We start from the raw sequence: 17,806 nt of genomic DNA on the forward strand, positions 1-17,806 counted from the left end.
TGAATAAAAAAGATATAGCCAGTAAAAAAAATATCGCTGTTTATACGAAGCTAAGCGGGAACAATATGTAGAATACTTAAAAAATCATTTGTCGAATGTATAAATAGTTCTGTGGCGATACTCTTCCCCCGGCATGAGCAGGCAGGACGGAAAATGCGGATGCGAAGGGGTATCCGGAAAGTATTGTGTCTCCAGACATACACCGATATCCGGTGTGGGAGCGAGATAGCCGGCGGTATATAATAAGACACCGGGTAAGTCAGTCCTGACAGTCAGCCTTCTGCCGGAGAAAGGGTCGGATAATACGGCGGCTGTCAATAACGTGTCGGACGACTCTTCTTTCAGGATATAGCAATGATTGTATCCCTTGTTCCAGTGCAACTGCTCGTTATCGTCGTAAAGATGTGCTCCGATGCTGCGACTGGTGCTGAAATCAAACGGACTGTCTTTGACATCCTGTGCCTGTCCGGTAGGAATAAATTGTGAGGTTGTCTCTAATATTCGTGCAGCAGGTATCATGAGCTCATGCTCCGTTATTTTTCGTTTGTCGCCGGACAGGTTGAAGTAAGCATGATTGGTGAGATTCAGATAAGTAGGGCGGTCTGTGGTTCCGTGATAGCTGATTGTCAGTTCGTTGGTTTCCGTGAATTGATATTCCACTTCCGCCTGTACATTTCCCGGATATCCTCCTTCCATGTCCGGAGAGTGGAGAAGGAAACGGATGCCGGAATCTGTCCGTTTCCATTGCCATATCTTCTTGTGAAAGCCGGATAGTCCGCCGTGATTGGTGTTCTCTCCGTCGTTTTTCTCCAGCAGATAGGTAGTGCCTTCGATAGAAAAGGATGCCTGATGAATGCGGTTGGCAAACCGGCCGACAGTGGCTCCCATATAATAGGTGTCTTTGAGATATCCTTCTGCATGGTCATATCCCAGCAGAATGTTTTCAAAGACGTCGTATCGGTTCGGCATATTGGCCGAAACCCAGGTGGCTCCCAGGTTTGTAAGCTCGATGGAGGCTCCGGTAGCATTGGTCAACCGGAACAGATAGATGGAATCTCCCGATGGAGTACATCCCCAATGTGTAATTGTAAACTGCATAATCTGCTTATTTTATATGAATCTTTTGCTTTGCAAAGGAAAGCAAAATCAAAGAATCAGAAAATAGAGAAAATCAGTTTAAAGATGGACAATTATAAGAATTGTGTCTGTGTTTTTCTATCGAAAGGAAATGGGGATGTGCTCTCTCAACGGAATGCCGGAAGGTGTGTTAAAAATCGGTAGTATCTTAAATCTCCTCCTTCGGGAAGGAGGAGTACCCGCAGGGGGAGGTGGTAGGTGAATACGCAATTCTTTCATTCATAGTAAATTATAGACAACTCCATTTTAGTTACTATTGACTTTTGAAACACCCTCTGGCTTTCTGATAGTTATTTCTTCATTTTAGCGAGTAGAATGACGTTGTTGCCTTCTTCATCCAGTGAATTTATCAATGTTTGTGCACGTTTCTTTGCCTCTGCCGGAATATCTTTCCGGGTTATTTCTTTTTCCAGTGTTTCTTTTAGCTGGGCAGGTTCCATGTTGGCAACATAATAACCATGGCCGAATGAGGGCCATATCTGCATCTTTTTCGTTCCCAGGAAATCATTGTACAGGCGGAAGTAGCTGCCATGCAGTGTTTTCTTATCTATGATATACTTGGCAGGCTTACTGCCGCTCCAAGTGTTTTCTGATACTTGTATCGGCACGGAAACGTCTCCGATAAAGTGACGTGGGTATTCGGAATAGCCGTGCCAGGGGATTTTCTCCTTGTTCGGATATTCCACGGTGAATCTGGCTTCGAGTCGATTTTGGGCTGCGTTATAGTGGTACAGACTGTCCGTTCGTGGGGCAGGCATGATCACCATTAACATAACGCCGTAATCATTAGTATTATTATCCATAAATACTTCGTTGCTAAAGTCGCGCGGAACGGTCAGATGTCCCGGTGCGATAAAGTTCTTGCGTTTACCTTTGAAATCTTGTGTCCACACGACAGCCGGCCAGCCTTCGAAAGGCAGAGTTGTCAGAGTGACTTCCGACTTTTCCGTATCTACTCTGAATTTGCCTTTGGGCACGCGCATACATAAAGGAATGGGAGGCTGAGGATTGCCTTGTAAATCGAATACGAGCAACTTGTCACTCTGCCAGGGTAGTATGTAGATACGGTTGTGGGCTTCGTCCAACTGGTCGGCGTATGTGTTTCCATATTCGTTGGGCCCTTGTCCGTAGGCACCGATAGTGGTGATGAATTTGCCGTCGCGGGTAAAAAGTTTGTAGGGAGTCTGTTTGTTATTGCTCACCAGGATGTATTTTTCTCCCACTGTGGTGCGTATCCAGCCTCCTACTAGTGCTTCGTCCCGGTTGTCTAGTTTGACAACTTGAAGTTCTTCTGTCAAATAGCTGAGTGGAATGTCTACTGTGTCTTTCAAAGCCTTTAAATTACATGAGACCAATGTGCCGGTAGGTGTCGTGACTCGTTTTGCTACAATAGGGGAGAGTGCCAGCGGGTCGGTCTTTGTTTCACTGTTGTATACAAAAGCAACAATTGCAAGTAGACAACTAGCACATAAACTTAAAATAATAATTCTGTTCTTCATACGGTTCTGTATTTGGTTAGTACTGTTTTTCTGATTATCACTGAGGCAAAAGTAGACCGAAGTGAGTAGAAAAACAAAAAAACAGGCGGACAAAAAGGTACGATGTGACTAGATGTATGTTATTGATTATTAATAATATAATGTATATATGCGTTTGTTTTCAGGCGGACAAAGACTTCAACTACCCTGGGGCGACAGCTAAAAAACTTTGAGAAAACTGTCTAAACTTATATTCTCATCAGTAATTCCCAGCTTATCAGTCTTTATCCGATATTTCCGTTTGGTAATGGCAGCTTTGCTCACACAATAGATATCAGATAAATCCTGTATGTTGACATTGATTTTGACGAGGCAGCAGAAGCCGATTTCTTTATCTCCCAACTGCGGATAAGCCTGTCGTAACCGAACGACAAAATTGTCGAACGCATCGTTCACTACTGAAGTGACTTCTGCCCATTCTGCATCTGTCACTACTATCTTGTGACTGGTGCCCGGTTCGTCCTGATTGTTGTTGGCATGGAGTGAGGGCAACTTATGGAAGAATGGCATTCTCCGGAAAAGCGCTTCACGGAGTTCAGTCTCTTTATTCCTTAGCCGGATTTCTTTCTCCCGTAGTCCACTTACTTCGGCTTCTTTGTACAGTAACTGGTTTTCCCGCAGCAGTCGCTTCTTTTTCTCTCTCTGATAAAAGAAAAATGCGATGAATCCGATACTCAGCAGAGCTGTAACGATTCCCAGCATCCATAGTTCCCTTTGCTGCTGTTGCAGATGCAGCTGGTATAATTCATTCTGTAATTTGAGTTGGTTGAATTCTCTTTCCCGTATCCCTGTACTGATATTGTTTAGTATATTGTCCCTTATCGTGCTTTCCTTCTGCTTGGTATAAAAGACTTGTTCCGGATATTCTTTTTCGTTGATCAGATTGAATAAGCGTGCATTGGCTTCCATGGCAATAAAGCTGGAAGATGAGATTGCGGCTTGCCGATAGTAATATTGGGCGGAGTCAATCTGATTCAAGGCGGCATGGGTTCTTCCGCATAGCAGCAGATAGTGTGGTACTTCATTTCTTCCGCGGCGTTGGCTCGATAATTGTTGAAGATATATGACTGCTTGCCGGAAATCCTTTCTTTGCAGACTGGTGTTCAACAGACTTTCCAGCGCATAATAATTCAAAGACTGGTATTTGGGCGAATCCATAAGTTCTTTCATTAGCTGCAGATAGCTTTGGGTGTATCTGTCATGATCTTGCATTTTGTTTATAATTTGCAGATATAGCTGGCTGGTAGAAAAATAGAAAAGTGTATCTTTCATCTTAAGAGCCAGTTGTCTGCTGCTGTCTGCCATCACCAATGCCTGCGGATAATCCTGCTTTCTGCTGTATGCTGCCCTTCGTAGCCCGTACAGCCTTGTTTTTAGCGTATCATTTAGCTGGTATCTTTTCAGGATTTGTTCGCTCATCAGTAATGTGGAATCGGGCAGATTACGATATAAATAGGAGGCGCTTTGCTCAATGCGTGCCCGTACATACTGGGTTTGCTGCTCGTTTTGTTTATATTGCCGGATGGCGATCTGCAATAATGAATCATCAGGTGTTCCTGTTTTCCACAGAGTTGCCTTGTAGAGCAACAGGTAATAATCTCCCTGATCATTGAGAGGTAATTTGTCGGGTTCTTCTATTTGTTGCAGGTAGAAAAAGATACTGTCGGTTGATACATTCTCCATCTGCATCGCTTTTTCCAGAAGATGAGATGGGGCAGGTTGACAACTACTCAGCATGATAAGCCATCCGATGAGTAGAAATAGGGGGTAATATGGGTTGTCGTGTTTATTCATATACTAGATTCTATCTTGCGAAAATAGTATTTTATATGAGACAAAGACTTTTTCTTTATGGTATTTTATTGATTTACTGTCAAGCGCTTTTATCCCGCCCAGTTTTCTCTGTCTAGATTGCGATAACTGATGGCTTCAGCCAAATGGGAGGGCTGTATCAGTTCCGCACCCTCAAGGTCGGCAATGGTACGTGCCACCTTTAATATACGGTCGTATGCGCGTGCGGAAAGATTGAGGCGTTCCATTGCATTTCGCAGCAGGGAAAGTCCTTTGTCATCCGGCCGAGCGTAAATGGATAATAACTTGCTGCTCATCTGTGCATTGCAGTAGATACCGGGATGATCGGCATAGCGCTGTTCCTGTATACGGCGTGCCTGAATGACTCTGTTCCGAATAACACTGCTTGCTTCTCCCTGTCGCTGATCGGATATCTTGTCGAACGGAACAGGAACAATCTCTATCTGAATATCAATACGGTCCAGCAACGGACCGGATATCTTGTTCAGATACTTTTGTACCTGACCAGGACTGCATACACATGCCTTGGTCGGATGATTATAGTATCCGCAAGGGCATGGATTCATGGATGCAATGAGCATCAGATTGGCGGGATAACTGATTGTGCTCTTTATGCGGGAGATGGTAATCTGCCGGTCTTCCAGTGGCTGGCGCAGGACTTCTAATACCCCTCTGTTGAATTCGGGTAATTCGTCCAAAAATAAAACTCCGTTATGCGCCAGGCTTATTTCTCCCGGTTGGGGAAAACTTCCGCCTCCCACCATTGCAACTTGCGATATCGTATGATGGGGATCACGGAATGGCCGTTGGGAAATCAGTGAAGAGCCCCGGTTTAGTTTTCCTGCAACGGAATGTATTTTGGTCGTTTCCAGGCTTTCACCCAGGGAGAGGGGAGGAAGGATGGAAGGTAACCGTTTAGCCATCATTGATTTACCACTGCCGGGAGCGCCGATCATGATGAGATTATGTCCTCCGGCGGCAGCAACTTCCAACGCCCTTTTCACATTCTCCTGTCCTTTTACGTCTGCAAAGTCCAGGTCAAAGGCTGTTTGCTGTTGATAAAACTCTTCCCGCGTGTTGACAACGGTCTGTTCCAGCTCCCGCTCACCATTGAAGAACTGGATAACTTCTTTGATATTACTGACGCCATATACCTTCAGTTGATTGACAACTGCTGCTTCCCGCGCATTCTGTTGAGGAATAATGAGTCCCTCAAAGTTTTCTTCACGGGCTTTGATAGCAATAGGCAGTGCTCCTTTGATAGGCTGAATGCTCCCGTCAAGACTAAGTTCTCCCATCATCAGATAGCGGGATAACTTTTCGGAAGATATGGTTTCGCTGGCACCCAGCAAGCCGATGGCAAGAGGCAAATCATAAGCCGAGCCTTCTTTGCGGATATCGGCCGGTGCCATATTTACAACCAGGTTACTGGTCGGCATTTTATAGCCATTGACTTGCAGTGCGGAGATAATACGTTGGTGACTTTCCTTCACTGCGGAATCCGGAAGACCGACGAGATAGAACATACAGCCACGTGAGCTGTTGACTTCGATTGTGATGAGTGTTGCATCAATCCCTTGAACAGCCGCTCCGAAAACTTTAATTAGCACGTTTGATTACCGTTTATTTCTTCTGTTTGTTTTTCTTTTCTTTTCTTTTTCTGTCGCTTCCTCAACGATGTTTTCTATTTTCTTTTTCAGCTCTTCTCCCCGAAGGTTCTTAGCTAAAATCTTTCCGTCCGACGAGAGAAGTATGTTGGCAGGTATTTTATAGATAGAATATTGCTTGGCTACTTCAGAATTGAGTCCGCCGAAATCGCATACCTGTTCCCAGTCCAGCGTATCGCGTTTGATGGCGTCTTTCCATTGCTGCTTGTCTACATCCAGTGAGATGCCGAGCATTCCTATATATTTGTTCTTCTTATACTTTTTGTAGATTTCTCTTAGCTCGCTGTTGCTCTGCTTCTGAGAGATGCTGTCGTTCCAGGAAGCCCAAAAGTTGATCAGCAGGCTTTTCTGCTTGAAGGCGTCTGATGAACGGGTAATCTTTTCTCCTTTCGCATTGGGCAGGCTGAAGAAAGGTGCATATTTGCCAATCTCCGATTTTTCTGCCTGAGTGATTGTTTCATTCAAACGTTCGATATACGGTTTGTCCTGTAATACACCTGTCATTACTTCAACTAGCTTTTTAATTTTACTGAAGTCAGGCGTTTCTTTCTGAACGAAGTATTTGTCTAATAAGTAAAGGCTTACATAGGAGGAGTGATGTTGCAGTATGAACTCTTCCGCCATTTCTTCGGCAGTGTTTGCTTTCTCTACAGTTATTCTTTTATCCACTGTTTCTTCGCCGGCTTTTTCTGAAGGATCAGCCGGATCTTCCAGTGCTTTTTGGAAGTCTGTAAACTCCTCATTGTATATATTTCCACTGATAGTCAGGAAATTCAGGTTGATCGTATCTCCTTTTATTTTGATCTTGTTACCTTTATCAAGAAAGACAGGATATTCAATCCGGTTCTTGAGTAACAGATAGGCAGAAGTGATCGTATCTACGCTGGTAGTGTAGGAGAACTTATCGTTTTCTACATAAATGGTGTCTATCCGGTCGTACAGTTCGTCCATGCCGTACAAATAAAGTGTATCTGTTCCGAGTCCTTTGATCTCTCCGGTGATGGTTGTCTCATTGGAGCCCTTCTTGCATCCGACCAGACAGATAATGATGAGGATTAAAATACTACTCTTTTTCATTGCTTTGATTTCTTTTCTGCGAAAGTACGGTTTTTTACAGATAAAAAAAAGAATTGCCCGTCATTTGTAATGACGAGCAATTCTCAATATCTAAAATAGAGTGGTAATTCTCTTATTTGATGATGCTCATGAAGTCTGCATTTGTGAAGAACTTAGAGAATTCCAAGTCTGTTGCAGCTTTCTTAGCCAACGCAGGTTCTTTAGCAACAGCGCTCTTCAAGCTGCTGGTTACCATAGAAGAATTGTTAGTTCTAGCACCTAGAACTGCCATCAGGTAGTCTGTGTAAGCATCTGGTTTTTCTACGCCTGCCAGTGTGTTTTTAGCTTTGTTGTAGTCCTTAGCAAGGATCTGAGCCAAAGCAGCACTGTTAGTCTTAGCGTCACCGAATGAGTTAACTGCTCTTTCGTACTGGCCTTGAGCGATGTACAGGTTACCCATAGATTCGCCAAGTTCTTTTGTACCTGCAGCTTTACCGAAGTAAGCTTCAGCAGCAGCTTTGTCACCCTTGATCAAAGAGATCAAACCTAAGTTCATGTTTACTTCAGGAGCAGCGTTTACGCTGGCAGCTTTCTTCAGGTAAGATTCAGCTTTGTCAACGTTACCAGCTTGATAAGCAAGCTTACCAAGGTTGTTGTATGCGCGGTAATCGTTAGGGAACTGTTTTGTTGCCTGAGTATAGATAGCTTCCTGTTTTGCAGGATCGTTAGTCAGTGTAGCAGCATACAGCAATTCTTCGATGTTCAGTTCAGAAGGATTAGAAGAAGCAAGCTTAGTGATTTCTTCGTCAGACTTACCGATGATCTCGTAGTTCAAAGTCAAACGAGAACGACGCAGTTGAGGAAGGATATCGTCAGCCAGGTTCTTGTATACAGAAGAGATGTTCTTGATTTCTTGTTCTCTCTGTGCAGGATCCTGATACATAGATAATACGCGAAGGATCAGTTCTTTATCCTGGATGTTAGATTTAGAAACCAGTTCCTGGAAACCTTCCCAGTCCTGTGCAGTATATTTAGCGTCAACCGGAGCGTCGATCTTAGCTTTCTTCAAGTCTTTGTTCAACATCTTGGTGGTGTTGCTTTCGCGGTTTTCTGCCAGAGTTGTATTCAGGCTTACACCACCATCAGGAGAAGCATAAGCAGAAACTTCGATGTTGCTGATCTTCTTGTTGGCAGCTTCGTTTATGTTAGCAACTTCCTTGTTGAATTCTTTAGCAGTTTTCAACTCGCTTGAACGGATGTTAGCCTGTTGGATCAAGAACATGATGTTAGCATCGTGTTTTTCCTTGATGATACGTTGGAAAGCATCTTCGCCCAGAGCCGGGTTAGCGCTGCCCAATGTGTTATTTACCAATTCAGAAGTAGAGATTACACCATCAGCTACTTTCACAGCGGGGATAACGACTTCCTTTTTACCAACTTTAGCTTTGAATTCAAGCCACAGTTCAGATTTTGCCATTTCAGGAACATAGTCGAAAGATGTTTTCATCGTATAGCTACCACCTACTTTGTAAGAGATAGTCTGATCGTTTCCTTCTACTTTTTCTCCTTGGAACACAGCACTTTGTCCTTTAGCTTCACCGCCATTCCATTTCAAAACCGGAGTAACTTCTACTACAGCTTTTTTCTTGAAATACTTTTCAGGGAATTTACCATTAATGGTAGCAGGAACTTTACCACCTACTGCTTCCAACACTTGTGGAGTAACAGTGAAGTAGTCCGCTGACAGGGGACCCATTTTCTTGCACGAAGAGAAAAGTGCAACAACAATTGCCATGAGTAAAGGCAAGTACAACTTCTTTGTCATTTTAGGTATAAATTAAATGTTTGTAATTGAAATATCGTCATATTTATAACCCCTTTTCAATCCTAATAAAGGAAAAACATCGCAAAGATATTAATTCTTAATATAATTATGTAGTTAGCAGGAGGTTTTTATCATAATTTAATGAAAACCCGACTCTTTTTCTCGCCGATACTTGATATTTCGGGGATGATGCTCGATAATCTCGCTGCGAAGCATGTTTCGGTCGATATGGGTATAAATTTCGGTCGTCGCAATCGATTCGTGGCCGAGCATGCACTGGATGGCCCGTAAATTGGCGCCACCTTCCAGTAAATGAGTGGCAAAGGAGTGTCGGAAAGTGTGCGGACTGATGTTTTTGGTGATACCCGCATTTTGTGCTAATTCTTTTATCATATGAAAGATCATAATCCGGGAAAGTGATTTGCCTCTCCGCTGGCTGACAAACACAAAATCTTCATAGTCTTTTTTAACTTCTATCCGGTTGCGGTCCAAGAAATAAAGTTTGATCTCGTTAATGGCACGGGGGGAAATGGGAACAAGACGTTGCTTGCTTCCTTTGCCTTCTACTTTGATGAAGCCTTCATCAAAATAGAGATCGGATAATTTGAGGCTGACAAGTTCGGATACACGGAGTCCGCAGCTGTATAATGTTTCCAGAATAGCTCTGTTGCGCTGTCCTTCGGCTTTGCTGCGGTCTACGGAGGAGATGATGTTGTCGATCTCTTCTACGGTCAGCACTTCGGGGAGTTTTAATCCTATCTTGGGACCTTCCAGCAGTTCGCTGGGATCAGCCTCCAGATAATCCGCCATAATAAGGAAACGGAAGAAGGACTTGATGCCGGATAAAATGCGTGCCTGAGAACGAGGATGAATGCCGATGTCATGCAATCCCGCAGCGAAACGCTGGAGATCGGACAGGCATACTTCAAGAACATCTATCCCTTCCAGAGTCAGAAAACTCATCAGTTTATCCAGATCGGTCAGATAAGCGTCCAATGTATTGGGGGATAAAGACTTTTCCAGCTTGAGGTACTGCTGGTACTTTCTGATTATCAGTGCTTGTTGCTCCTTCTTCTTGTTTTTTTCGTTGATTTCCATTTCTTTTTTCTACCTTTGTAGCCTGAAATATTGTTCTTTGGATACAAAGGTATTAAAAAAGCAGGACTACGGCGATGAGAATACAAATTATTAATGGCCCGAACATCAATCTGTTGGGCAAACGTGAACCTTCCATATACGGAAGTGTTACATTTGAAGACTATCTGGCTGAGCTTCGTAAAAGATATGCTGATTTGGAGATCGACTATTTTCAATCGAACATTGAGGGAGAAATGATTGACTGCATTCAGCAGGTAGGTTTTGAGGTAGACGGCATCATTCTGAATGCCGGCGCTTATACACATACCTCCATCGCTCTGCAGGATGCCATTCGTTCTGTGACTTCTCCGGTGATCGAGGTACATATTTCTAATGTACATAGCCGTGAGTCTTTCCGGCATGTATCTATGATCGCCTGCGCATGCAAAGGAGTGATCTGTGGCTTCGGGCTGAACTCGTATCGTTTGGCTCTGGAGGCTTTGTTAGGTAATAAATAAGGTATTAATATATTAAATAGGTAAAAAGGCTATGTTACTGAAACAGACAAAAATCGTCGCATCCATTTCGGACAGACGTTGCGATGTGGACTTTATAAAACAGCTGTTTGAAGCTGGGATGAATGTGGTACGTATGAATACGGCTCACGCTAGCCGTGAAGGTTTTGAAGCGTTGATTGCCAATGTACGTTCCGTATCCAACCGGATTGCAATCCTCATGGATACCAAAGGACCGGAAGTACGTACAACTGCCAATGCGGAACCGATTCCATATCAGATAGGTGATAAAGTAAAGATTGTCGGCAATCCTGATCAGGAGACGACTCGTGAATGTATCGCTGTTTCGTATCCTAACTTTGTGAACGATTTGAATATCGGAGGTCTGGTTCTGATTGACGATGGTGATCTTGAACTGGAAGTAATCGATAAGACAGCCGATTATCTGCTTTGCGAAGTGAAAAACGATGCAACGTTGGGAAGCCGCAAGAGCGTGAACGTCCCGGGTGTTCGTATCAATCTTCCTTCATTGACAGAGAAAGACCGTAACAATATACTTTACGCGATTGAAAAGGATATCGATTTCATCGCTCACTCTTTCGTGCGCAACCGTCAGGACGTACTTGATATCCGTGAAATTCTGGATGCTCACAATAGTGATATCCGGATTATTGCCAAGATTGAGAATCAGGAAGGGGTGGACAACATCGACGAGATTCTTGAAGTGGCGGACGGCGTGATGGTAGCCCGTGGTGACCTGGGTATCGAAGTGCCGCAGGAACGTATTCCGGGTATCCAGCGTGTGCTGATCCGCAAATGTATCCTGGCAAAGAAACCGGTGATCGTTGCGACTCAGATGCTTCATACCATGATCAACAATCCTCGTCCGACCCGCGCGGAAGTGACCGATATCGCGAATGCAATCTACTATCGTACGGATGCTCTGATGTTGAGCGGTGAGACTGCTTATGGCAAATATCCGGTAGATGCAGTCAAGACAATGACCAAGATCGCGGCCCAGGCTGAAAAAGATAAACTGGAAGAGAATGATATCCGTATCCCGTTGAACGAAAACAGTAACGATGTAACGGCCTTCCTTGCTAAACAGGCAGTGAAAGCTACATCGAAACTGAAGATACGTGCTATCATCACAGACAGCTATAGCGGACGGACCGCCCGTAATCTGGCAGCTTTTCGTGGTAAATTCCCGGTATTGGCTATCTGCTATAAAGAAAAGACCATGCGTCATCTGGCACTTTCTTATGGAGTGGAAGCAATCTATATGCCGGAGCTGGCCAACGGACAGGAATATTATTTTGCCGCTTTGCGCCGCCTGTTGAAGGAAGGACGTTTGCAGCCGACTGATATGGTAGGATATTTGAGTAGCGGTAAGGCAGGTACACAAACTTCATTCCTCGAAATCAATGTCGTGGAAGATGCGTTGAAACATGCGGGAGAAACTGTATTGCCTAACAACAATCGTTATCTCTAACTGTTACATCTAAAATAAGGTTTTTATGCAGGAGACTGAATCTATTGATGAATATATTTTGCAGCATATCGATGCGGAAAGTGACTATCTGAAAGCACTCTACCGGGATACGCATGTGAAACTGCTTCGTCCCCGTATGGCTTCCGGGCATTTACAGGGGCGGATGCTGAAAATGTTTGTGGAGATGATTCGCCCCCGGCATATACTGGAGATCGGAACGTATAGCGGTTATTCTGCCCTTTGTCTGGCGGAAGGCTTGTCGGAGGGCGGAATGTTGCATACGTTTGAAATTAATGATGAACAAGAGGACTTTACCCGTCCCTGGCTGGAGAATTCTCCTTTTGCGGACAAGATTCGCTTTTATATAGGAGATGCCTTGGAGTTTGTTCCTCATTTGGGCGTTACGTTCGATCTGGCCTTCATTGACGGTGATAAACGTAAATATATCGATTATTACGAGATGGTTTTAAAGCATCTTTCCACAGGTGGGTATATCATTGCCGACAATACATTGTGGGATGGTCATGTGTTGGAACAACCTCGTAGTGCGGATACGCAGACCATTGGCATCAAAGCATTCAATGACGCCCTTGCGGCGGACGACCGGGTGGAGAAAGTAATCCTGCCTTTGCGTGATGGGTTAACTATAATAAGAAAAAAGTAAGATAAGGAGTAAATTTATGGAAACAACCAGACAGAATAAGATATCCCGCCTGTTACAGAAGGAGCTGAGCGAGATATTCCTGCTTCAGACAAAGGCAATGCCGGGTATATTAATATCGGTCAGCGCCGTTCGTATCAGTCCTGATATGAGTATTGCGCGCGTGTACCTGAGCGTTTTCCCGTCAGAGAAAGCAGAAGAAATGGTGAAGAATATCAATGAGAACATGAAGTCCATTCGCTTTGAGCTCGGAACCCGTGTGCGTCATCAATTACGGATTATTCCCGAATTGAAGTTCTTCGTGGACGACTCACTGGATTATATTGAGAAGATTGATTCTTTGCTGAAGTGAATTTTCCCTTCTACATAGCCCGGCGTTATCTTTTCTCGAAAAAGAAGCATAATGCTATCAATATTATTTCCGGCATATCAGTATGCGGGGTGGCACTTGCTACGTTGGCACTGGTCTGCACGCTTTCCGTATTCAACGGATTTCAGGATATGGTAGCCAGCTTTTTCACAGCTTTTGATCCTCAGTTGAAGATTACCATCCGCGAGGGAAAAGTCTTCGACGGACAGGATGAAAAGATTCGTGCGGTCTGTGCGCTTCCGGATGTCTCGGTATCTACAGAGACGTTGGAAGAGAATGCGATGGTGCAATATAAAGACCGTCAGGCTATGGTTGTGTTGAAAGGCGTGGAAGATAACTTTGAGGATTTAACCGAAATAGATAGCATTCTTTACGGAGCCGGCGAGTTTATTCTTCATGATTCGATAGTGAATTATGGGGTGATGGGCGTGGAACTGGTTTCGACTTTGGGTACCGGACTGGCGTTCGTAGATCCTTTGCAGGTGTATCTTCCCAAGCGTAATGCCAAAGTGAATATGGCGAATCCCGGGGCTTCTTTCAATCGCGACTATCTTTATTCACCGGGTGTTGTGTTCGTGGTCAACCAACAGAAGTATGATGAAAGCTATATTCTCACTTCCCTTGATTTCCTTCGTAACTTATTGGACTATACGACAGAGGTTTCCGGCATTGAGTTGAAACTGAAACCGAATGCCAATATATCATCCGTACAGTCTAAAATAGAAAAAATGCTGGGTGATGACTTTGTGGTACAGAACCGTTATCAGCAGCAAGCAGATGTTTTCCGTATCATGGAAATAGAGAAGCTGATCTCTTATCTGTTTCTTACTTTTATTCTGATGATTGCCTGTTTTAATGTGATCGGTTCTCTTTCTATGTTGATTCTGGATAAGAAAGACGATGTCATAACCTTGCGCAGTCTGGGAGCCAGTGATAAACTGATATCCCGTATCTTTTTATTTGAGGGACGGCTCATCTCTCTCTTTGGTGCTATCTCCGGTATTATACTGGGGTTGATATTATGTTTTATTCAGCAGAAGTTTGGCATCATTACCCTTGGCGGAGGTGGTGGAACTTTTGTGGTGGACGCTTATCCGGTAAGCGTCCATGCATGGGATGTAGTGCTTATTTTTATTACTGTTTTAGCAGTGGGATTCCTGTCAGTATGGTATCCAGTGCGTTACTTAAGCAAGCGGCTTCTGTAATTGGCTGAAGAAGAAAAAGGCTATAACCTTTGAATACAGAGGTGTAGGTGCTTTGTAGAGGAGTTTGCTAAAATGGAACAGAGTGTTTCATGTATTTATGTAGAAACTATATAAACCAAAAGCGCAGGCAGGAGACGAACTCCTTTACCTGCGCTTTTCTATTTTTTCTCAGTAAAATGAATTACTTCACTTCCCAAGTATCGTTTGTCATCAGCAACTCCTGGAAATTATGATATTTCTTCTTGCCTTTGACTTCTTCAATCTGTTCTGCTACAGCGTCATTGTAGGTAGGTGCCTCTACCTCACGAATCACACCGAGTGCAATCGGGAAATCGGGGCCTTCCATCAAAGCCAGCTTCAACTGAAGAGTATTGTCCTGGCAATGAGCATCGTGAATCAGAATATCTTTTTCTGTGATGCCATTCTCGCCAAGTTTTACCACTTTCAGTCCGAAACCTTCCTGCATCAGTCCGAACTCTTTGTTTTCACCGAACAACATCGGTTTGCCGTGTTCCAGATAGATCGCATTCTTTGCGCGTCCTTCCTTCGTTGCAACAGAAGCGTGAGTTCCGTCATTGAAGATTACACAGTTTTGCAGAACTTCCACAACAGATGCACCCTTATGGTTGGCTGCTGCTTTCAGAACCTCTACAGAAGCGGCGCCGTCTACAGCGATACAACGTGCAAAGAAACGTCCGCGTGCACCGAATGCCAGTTCTGCCGGATGGAAAGGGTCTTCTACCGTTCCGTAAGGAGATGATTTGCTGATGAATCCACGTTCGGAAGTCGGTGAATACTGTCCTTTGGTCAGTCCGTAGATACGGTTGTTCAACAGAATCATGTTCAGGTCGATGTTACGACGAACAGCGTGGATGAAGTGGTTACCACCGATAGCCAGACCGTCACCGTCACCGGAAATCTGCCAGATAGTCAAATCCGGATTAACCACTTTAGCACCCGTTGCAACGGCAGCGGCACGTCCGTGGATGGTATGGAAACCATACGTATTTACATAATAAGGCAGACGGGAAGAGCAACCGATACCGGAAATTACGGCGATATTGTGTGGAGCTACTCCCAGTTCGGTCATTGCCTTGTGCAGTGAGTTCAGGAAAGCGTGGTCACCGCATCCCGGACACCAGCGAGGCTGACCTGATTTATAATCTTGTACGGTATATACTTTATCGCTCATCTCTTATTCCTCCAATAATTTAGTAAATGCATCTATCAATTCTCTCGTAACGAAAGGCTGTCCTTTCACTTGGTTGAACTGGCTGATATTCAGTCCAGGTACTTTCATACGCAGGTAACCGGCAAATTGTCCCAGATTCTGTTCGGCTACTACGATCTTCTTATATTTACGTAATACGTCGGCTGTATTCTTCGGCAGCGGGTTGATGTACTGGAAGTGTGCGAATGCAACCTTCTTTCCATGTTCGCGCATGAAGTCCATAGCCAGACGGAGATGTCCGTAGGTACCGCCCCAGCCTACAATCAGCAAGTCTGCGTCTTCATCGCCCAGCACTTCAAGTTCGGGGATGTAGTCTGCAATCTTGTCCACTTTTGCCTGACGCAGGTGAACCATCTTGTTGTGGTTTTCGGGTTCGGTAGAGATGGCTCCGGTTTCATTACTCTTTTCAAGCCCACCGATACGGTGCATGAAACCTTCTGTTCCCGGAGTCGCCCAGTAGCGTACGCCTGTTTCTTCGTTACGTTGGTACGGAGTCCAGTTGCCTGCCATGTCCGGAGTTACATACGGAGGATTGATGGCAGGGTAGTCATTCAGATCAGGAAGTTTCCATGCGGCAGAGCCGTTGGCTACGAAAGCATCTGTTAGTAATACGACCGGAGTCATGTGTTCCAAAGCAATTTTGGCTGCCATGTAGGCGGCATCGAAACAGTTGGTCGGTGAAGTGGCGGCGATAACCGGCATCGGGCTTTCACCGTTACGACCGTAGAGTGCTTGCAGCAAGTCGGTCTGCTCCGATTTGGTAGGTAGACCCGTAGACGGGCCACCACGCTGTACGTTGACAATCACCAACGGAAGTTCGCCGATAACGGCCAAGTTCATCGCCTCACTTTTCAGGCAGATGCCCGGACCGGAAGTTGTCGTTACTGCCAGCGCACCTGCAAAAGCTGCACCAACGGCAGAAGCACAACCGGCGATTTCGTCTTCGCACTGTACGGTTTTTACTCCCAGTGATTTATGTTTGGCCAGTTCATGCAGAATGTCGGTAGCCGGAGTGATCGGGTACGAACCCAGATATAGTTCCAGACCGGCTTTTTCGGCTGCGGCAATCAGTCCGTAAGACGTTGCCTTGTTACCATTAATATCTGTATAAAGCCCTTTTGATTTCGGGGCTTTGCTTTCAATCTTATAAGTAGAGGTAGAAGCGTGTGTGTTGGCGCCGTAGTTGTAGCCATCGTTCAATACCTTGATATTTGCTTCTGCGATTTCCGGTTTCTTGGCGAACTTCTCGCGCAGCATCTTTTCTGCTGCTGCCAGATTGCGGTTGAACAGCCAGCAAACCAGTCCGAGCGCGAACATATTCTTACAACGGAGAATCGTTTTATTGTCCAGTCCGGAATCTTTCAGACTTTCTTTGCACATAGAAGAGATGGGCACTTCCAGCACTTCTTGTTTAACGCCTAATTCTTCAAAAGGATTGTTGGTCTTAAATTGTGCTTTTTCCAGGTCTCTGGCTTCGAACGAGTCGGAGTCGGTAATGATAAGTCCTTGCGGTTTACAGAATTTGATTTGTGTTTTCAGTGCGGAGGGGTTCATCGCTACTAATACGTGGCAACGGTCTCCTGGAGTGTACACCTGTCCTGCGCCTACGTGGATCTGAAAACCGGAAACACCGGTTAGCGAACCTTGCGGGGCACGGATGTCTGCCGGATAGTCGGGGAATGTACAGATGTCATTTCCTACCGTAGCCGACACGTTCGAGAAGATGTTGCCTGCCAGCTGCATACCATCGCCGGAGTCGCCGGAGAAACGTACTACGACTTCCTCCAATTCTTTAACCATCATTTCGTCTGCCATAACTTTAATTACTATATTTAATTTAAAAACTGATTTTACTTTCAATTTGTGAGCGCAAAGGTCGGAAAGTTAATCGAATTATCAAAATAAATCGAACTTTATTGTCCTATTGACGCCAAATAATTGGAATTACTGAAAGGAACCTGCATTTTTATTCTTGTTAAATCAACAGAAACCGTTATCTTTGCAACCAAAATAAAAGCGGCCTTGTAGTTCAACGGATAGAATAGAAGTTTCCTAAACTTTAGATAGGGGTTCGATTCCCCTCGGGGCTACTAAGAGAAATCTGCGGGAGGCGGTGTTGTTTTGCTTCATACTGTATTGAGTTTTAAGTATTACAATGGCTTCTTTAAAGATTAACGTCTTATAGCTTCTATTTGTTTTAATAATCAATAGAAAAAAGCC

14 protein-coding genes and 1 tRNA gene are annotated in these 17,806 nt (G+C 44.5%); 6 read left to right on the forward strand and 9 right to left on the reverse strand.

Annotation, left to right across the window (positions count from 1 at the left end):
* Positions 1-84: 84 nt before the first annotated feature.
* From HMPREF9007_RS11155 to xerD, 7 genes are all read right to left on the reverse strand, one after another.
* Positions 85-1,098 carry an aldose epimerase family protein gene (locus tag HMPREF9007_RS11155; protein WP_008761914.1) on the reverse strand — a complete coding sequence of 338 codons (1,014 nt, stop codon included), beginning with the start codon at positions 1,096-1,098 and terminating at the stop codon, positions 85-87.
* Positions 1,099-1,427: 329 nt separating this feature from the next.
* On the reverse strand, positions 1,428-2,636 hold the full coding sequence (locus HMPREF9007_RS11150; RefSeq protein ID WP_008761915.1) for a 6-bladed beta-propeller: 1,209 nt from the start codon (positions 2,634-2,636) through the stop codon (positions 1,428-1,430).
* Positions 2,637-2,834: 198 nt separating this feature from the next.
* Complete coding sequence (locus HMPREF9007_RS11145) at positions 2,835-4,469, reverse strand: hypothetical protein (protein WP_032850440.1); 1,635 nt, start codon at positions 4,467-4,469, stop codon at positions 2,835-2,837.
* 89 nt (positions 4,470-4,558) lie between these two features.
* A complete protein-coding gene (locus tag HMPREF9007_RS11140; protein ID WP_008761917.1) occupies positions 4,559-6,097 on the reverse strand; it encodes a YifB family Mg chelatase-like AAA ATPase in 1,539 nt (512 codons plus the stop codon).
* 6 nt (positions 6,098-6,103) lie between these two features.
* Positions 6,104-7,231 (reverse strand): TlpA disulfide reductase family protein, encoded by a 1,128-nt coding sequence (locus tag HMPREF9007_RS11135; RefSeq protein ID WP_008761918.1) that lies wholly within the window; start codon positions 7,229-7,231, stop codon positions 6,104-6,106.
* Between the two features lie 112 nt (positions 7,232-7,343).
* Positions 7,344-9,035 (reverse strand): tetratricopeptide repeat protein, encoded by a 1,692-nt coding sequence (locus HMPREF9007_RS11130; RefSeq protein WP_008761919.1) that lies wholly within the window; start codon positions 9,033-9,035, stop codon positions 7,344-7,346.
* 138 nt (positions 9,036-9,173) lie between these two features.
* Positions 9,174-10,133, reverse strand: coding sequence for a site-specific tyrosine recombinase XerD (xerD, locus tag HMPREF9007_RS11125; RefSeq protein WP_008761920.1), 960 nt, complete (start codon positions 10,131-10,133; stop codon positions 9,174-9,176).
* Positions 10,134-10,207: 74 nt separating this feature from the next.
* On the opposite strand from xerD, the gene aroQ reads away from it, so the two are divergent.
* Genes aroQ through HMPREF9007_RS11100 form a run of 5 tightly spaced genes read left to right on the forward strand, consistent with a single transcriptional unit; the run spans position 10,208 to position 14,355 of the window.
* Positions 10,208-10,630 carry a type II 3-dehydroquinate dehydratase gene (gene aroQ, locus HMPREF9007_RS11120; RefSeq protein WP_008761921.1) on the forward strand — a complete coding sequence of 141 codons (423 nt, stop codon included), beginning with the start codon at positions 10,208-10,210 and terminating at the stop codon, positions 10,628-10,630.
* A 31-nt stretch (positions 10,631-10,661) separates the two neighbouring features.
* Positions 10,662-12,119, forward strand: coding sequence for a pyruvate kinase (gene pyk, locus HMPREF9007_RS11115; RefSeq protein WP_008761922.1), 1,458 nt, complete (start codon positions 10,662-10,664; stop codon positions 12,117-12,119).
* Between the two features lie 25 nt (positions 12,120-12,144).
* Positions 12,145-12,783 carry a class I SAM-dependent methyltransferase gene (locus HMPREF9007_RS11110; RefSeq protein ID WP_008761923.1) on the forward strand — a complete coding sequence of 213 codons (639 nt, stop codon included), beginning with the start codon at positions 12,145-12,147 and terminating at the stop codon, positions 12,781-12,783.
* Between the two features lie 16 nt (positions 12,784-12,799).
* A complete protein-coding gene (gene rbfA / locus HMPREF9007_RS11105; protein WP_008761924.1) occupies positions 12,800-13,132 on the forward strand; it encodes a 30S ribosome-binding factor RbfA in 333 nt (110 codons plus the stop codon).
* Entirely contained in the window at positions 13,129-14,355 is a 1,227-nt protein-coding gene (locus tag HMPREF9007_RS11100; RefSeq protein WP_032850441.1) for an FtsX-like permease family protein, read from the forward strand. Before rbfA ends, HMPREF9007_RS11100 begins: the two co-directional genes overlap by 4 nt.
* 181 nt (positions 14,356-14,536) lie before the next feature.
* Here the strand turns inward: HMPREF9007_RS11100 and HMPREF9007_RS11095 are convergent, their stop codons facing one another.
* Both HMPREF9007_RS11095 and HMPREF9007_RS11090 read right to left on the reverse strand, forming a co-directional pair.
* Positions 14,537-15,547 carry a 2-oxoacid:ferredoxin oxidoreductase subunit beta gene (locus tag HMPREF9007_RS11095; RefSeq protein ID WP_008761926.1) on the reverse strand — a complete coding sequence of 337 codons (1,011 nt, stop codon included), beginning with the start codon at positions 15,545-15,547 and terminating at the stop codon, positions 14,537-14,539.
* Between the two features lie 3 nt (positions 15,548-15,550).
* On the reverse strand, positions 15,551-17,401 hold the full coding sequence (locus HMPREF9007_RS11090) for a 2-oxoacid:acceptor oxidoreductase subunit alpha (RefSeq protein ID WP_008761927.1): 1,851 nt from the start codon (positions 17,399-17,401) through the stop codon (positions 15,551-15,553).
* Between the two features lie 203 nt (positions 17,402-17,604).
* Between HMPREF9007_RS11090 and HMPREF9007_RS11085 the strand changes: the two genes are divergently transcribed.
* Positions 17,605-17,676 (forward strand) — tRNA-Arg (locus HMPREF9007_RS11085).
* The last annotated feature ends 130 nt before the right edge of the window (positions 17,677-17,806 follow it).

This window comes from Bacteroides sp. 1_1_14 (assembly GCF_000162515.1).
GTDB classification, from domain to species: Bacteria; Bacteroidota; Bacteroidia; order Bacteroidales; family Bacteroidaceae; genus Bacteroides; species Bacteroides thetaiotaomicron.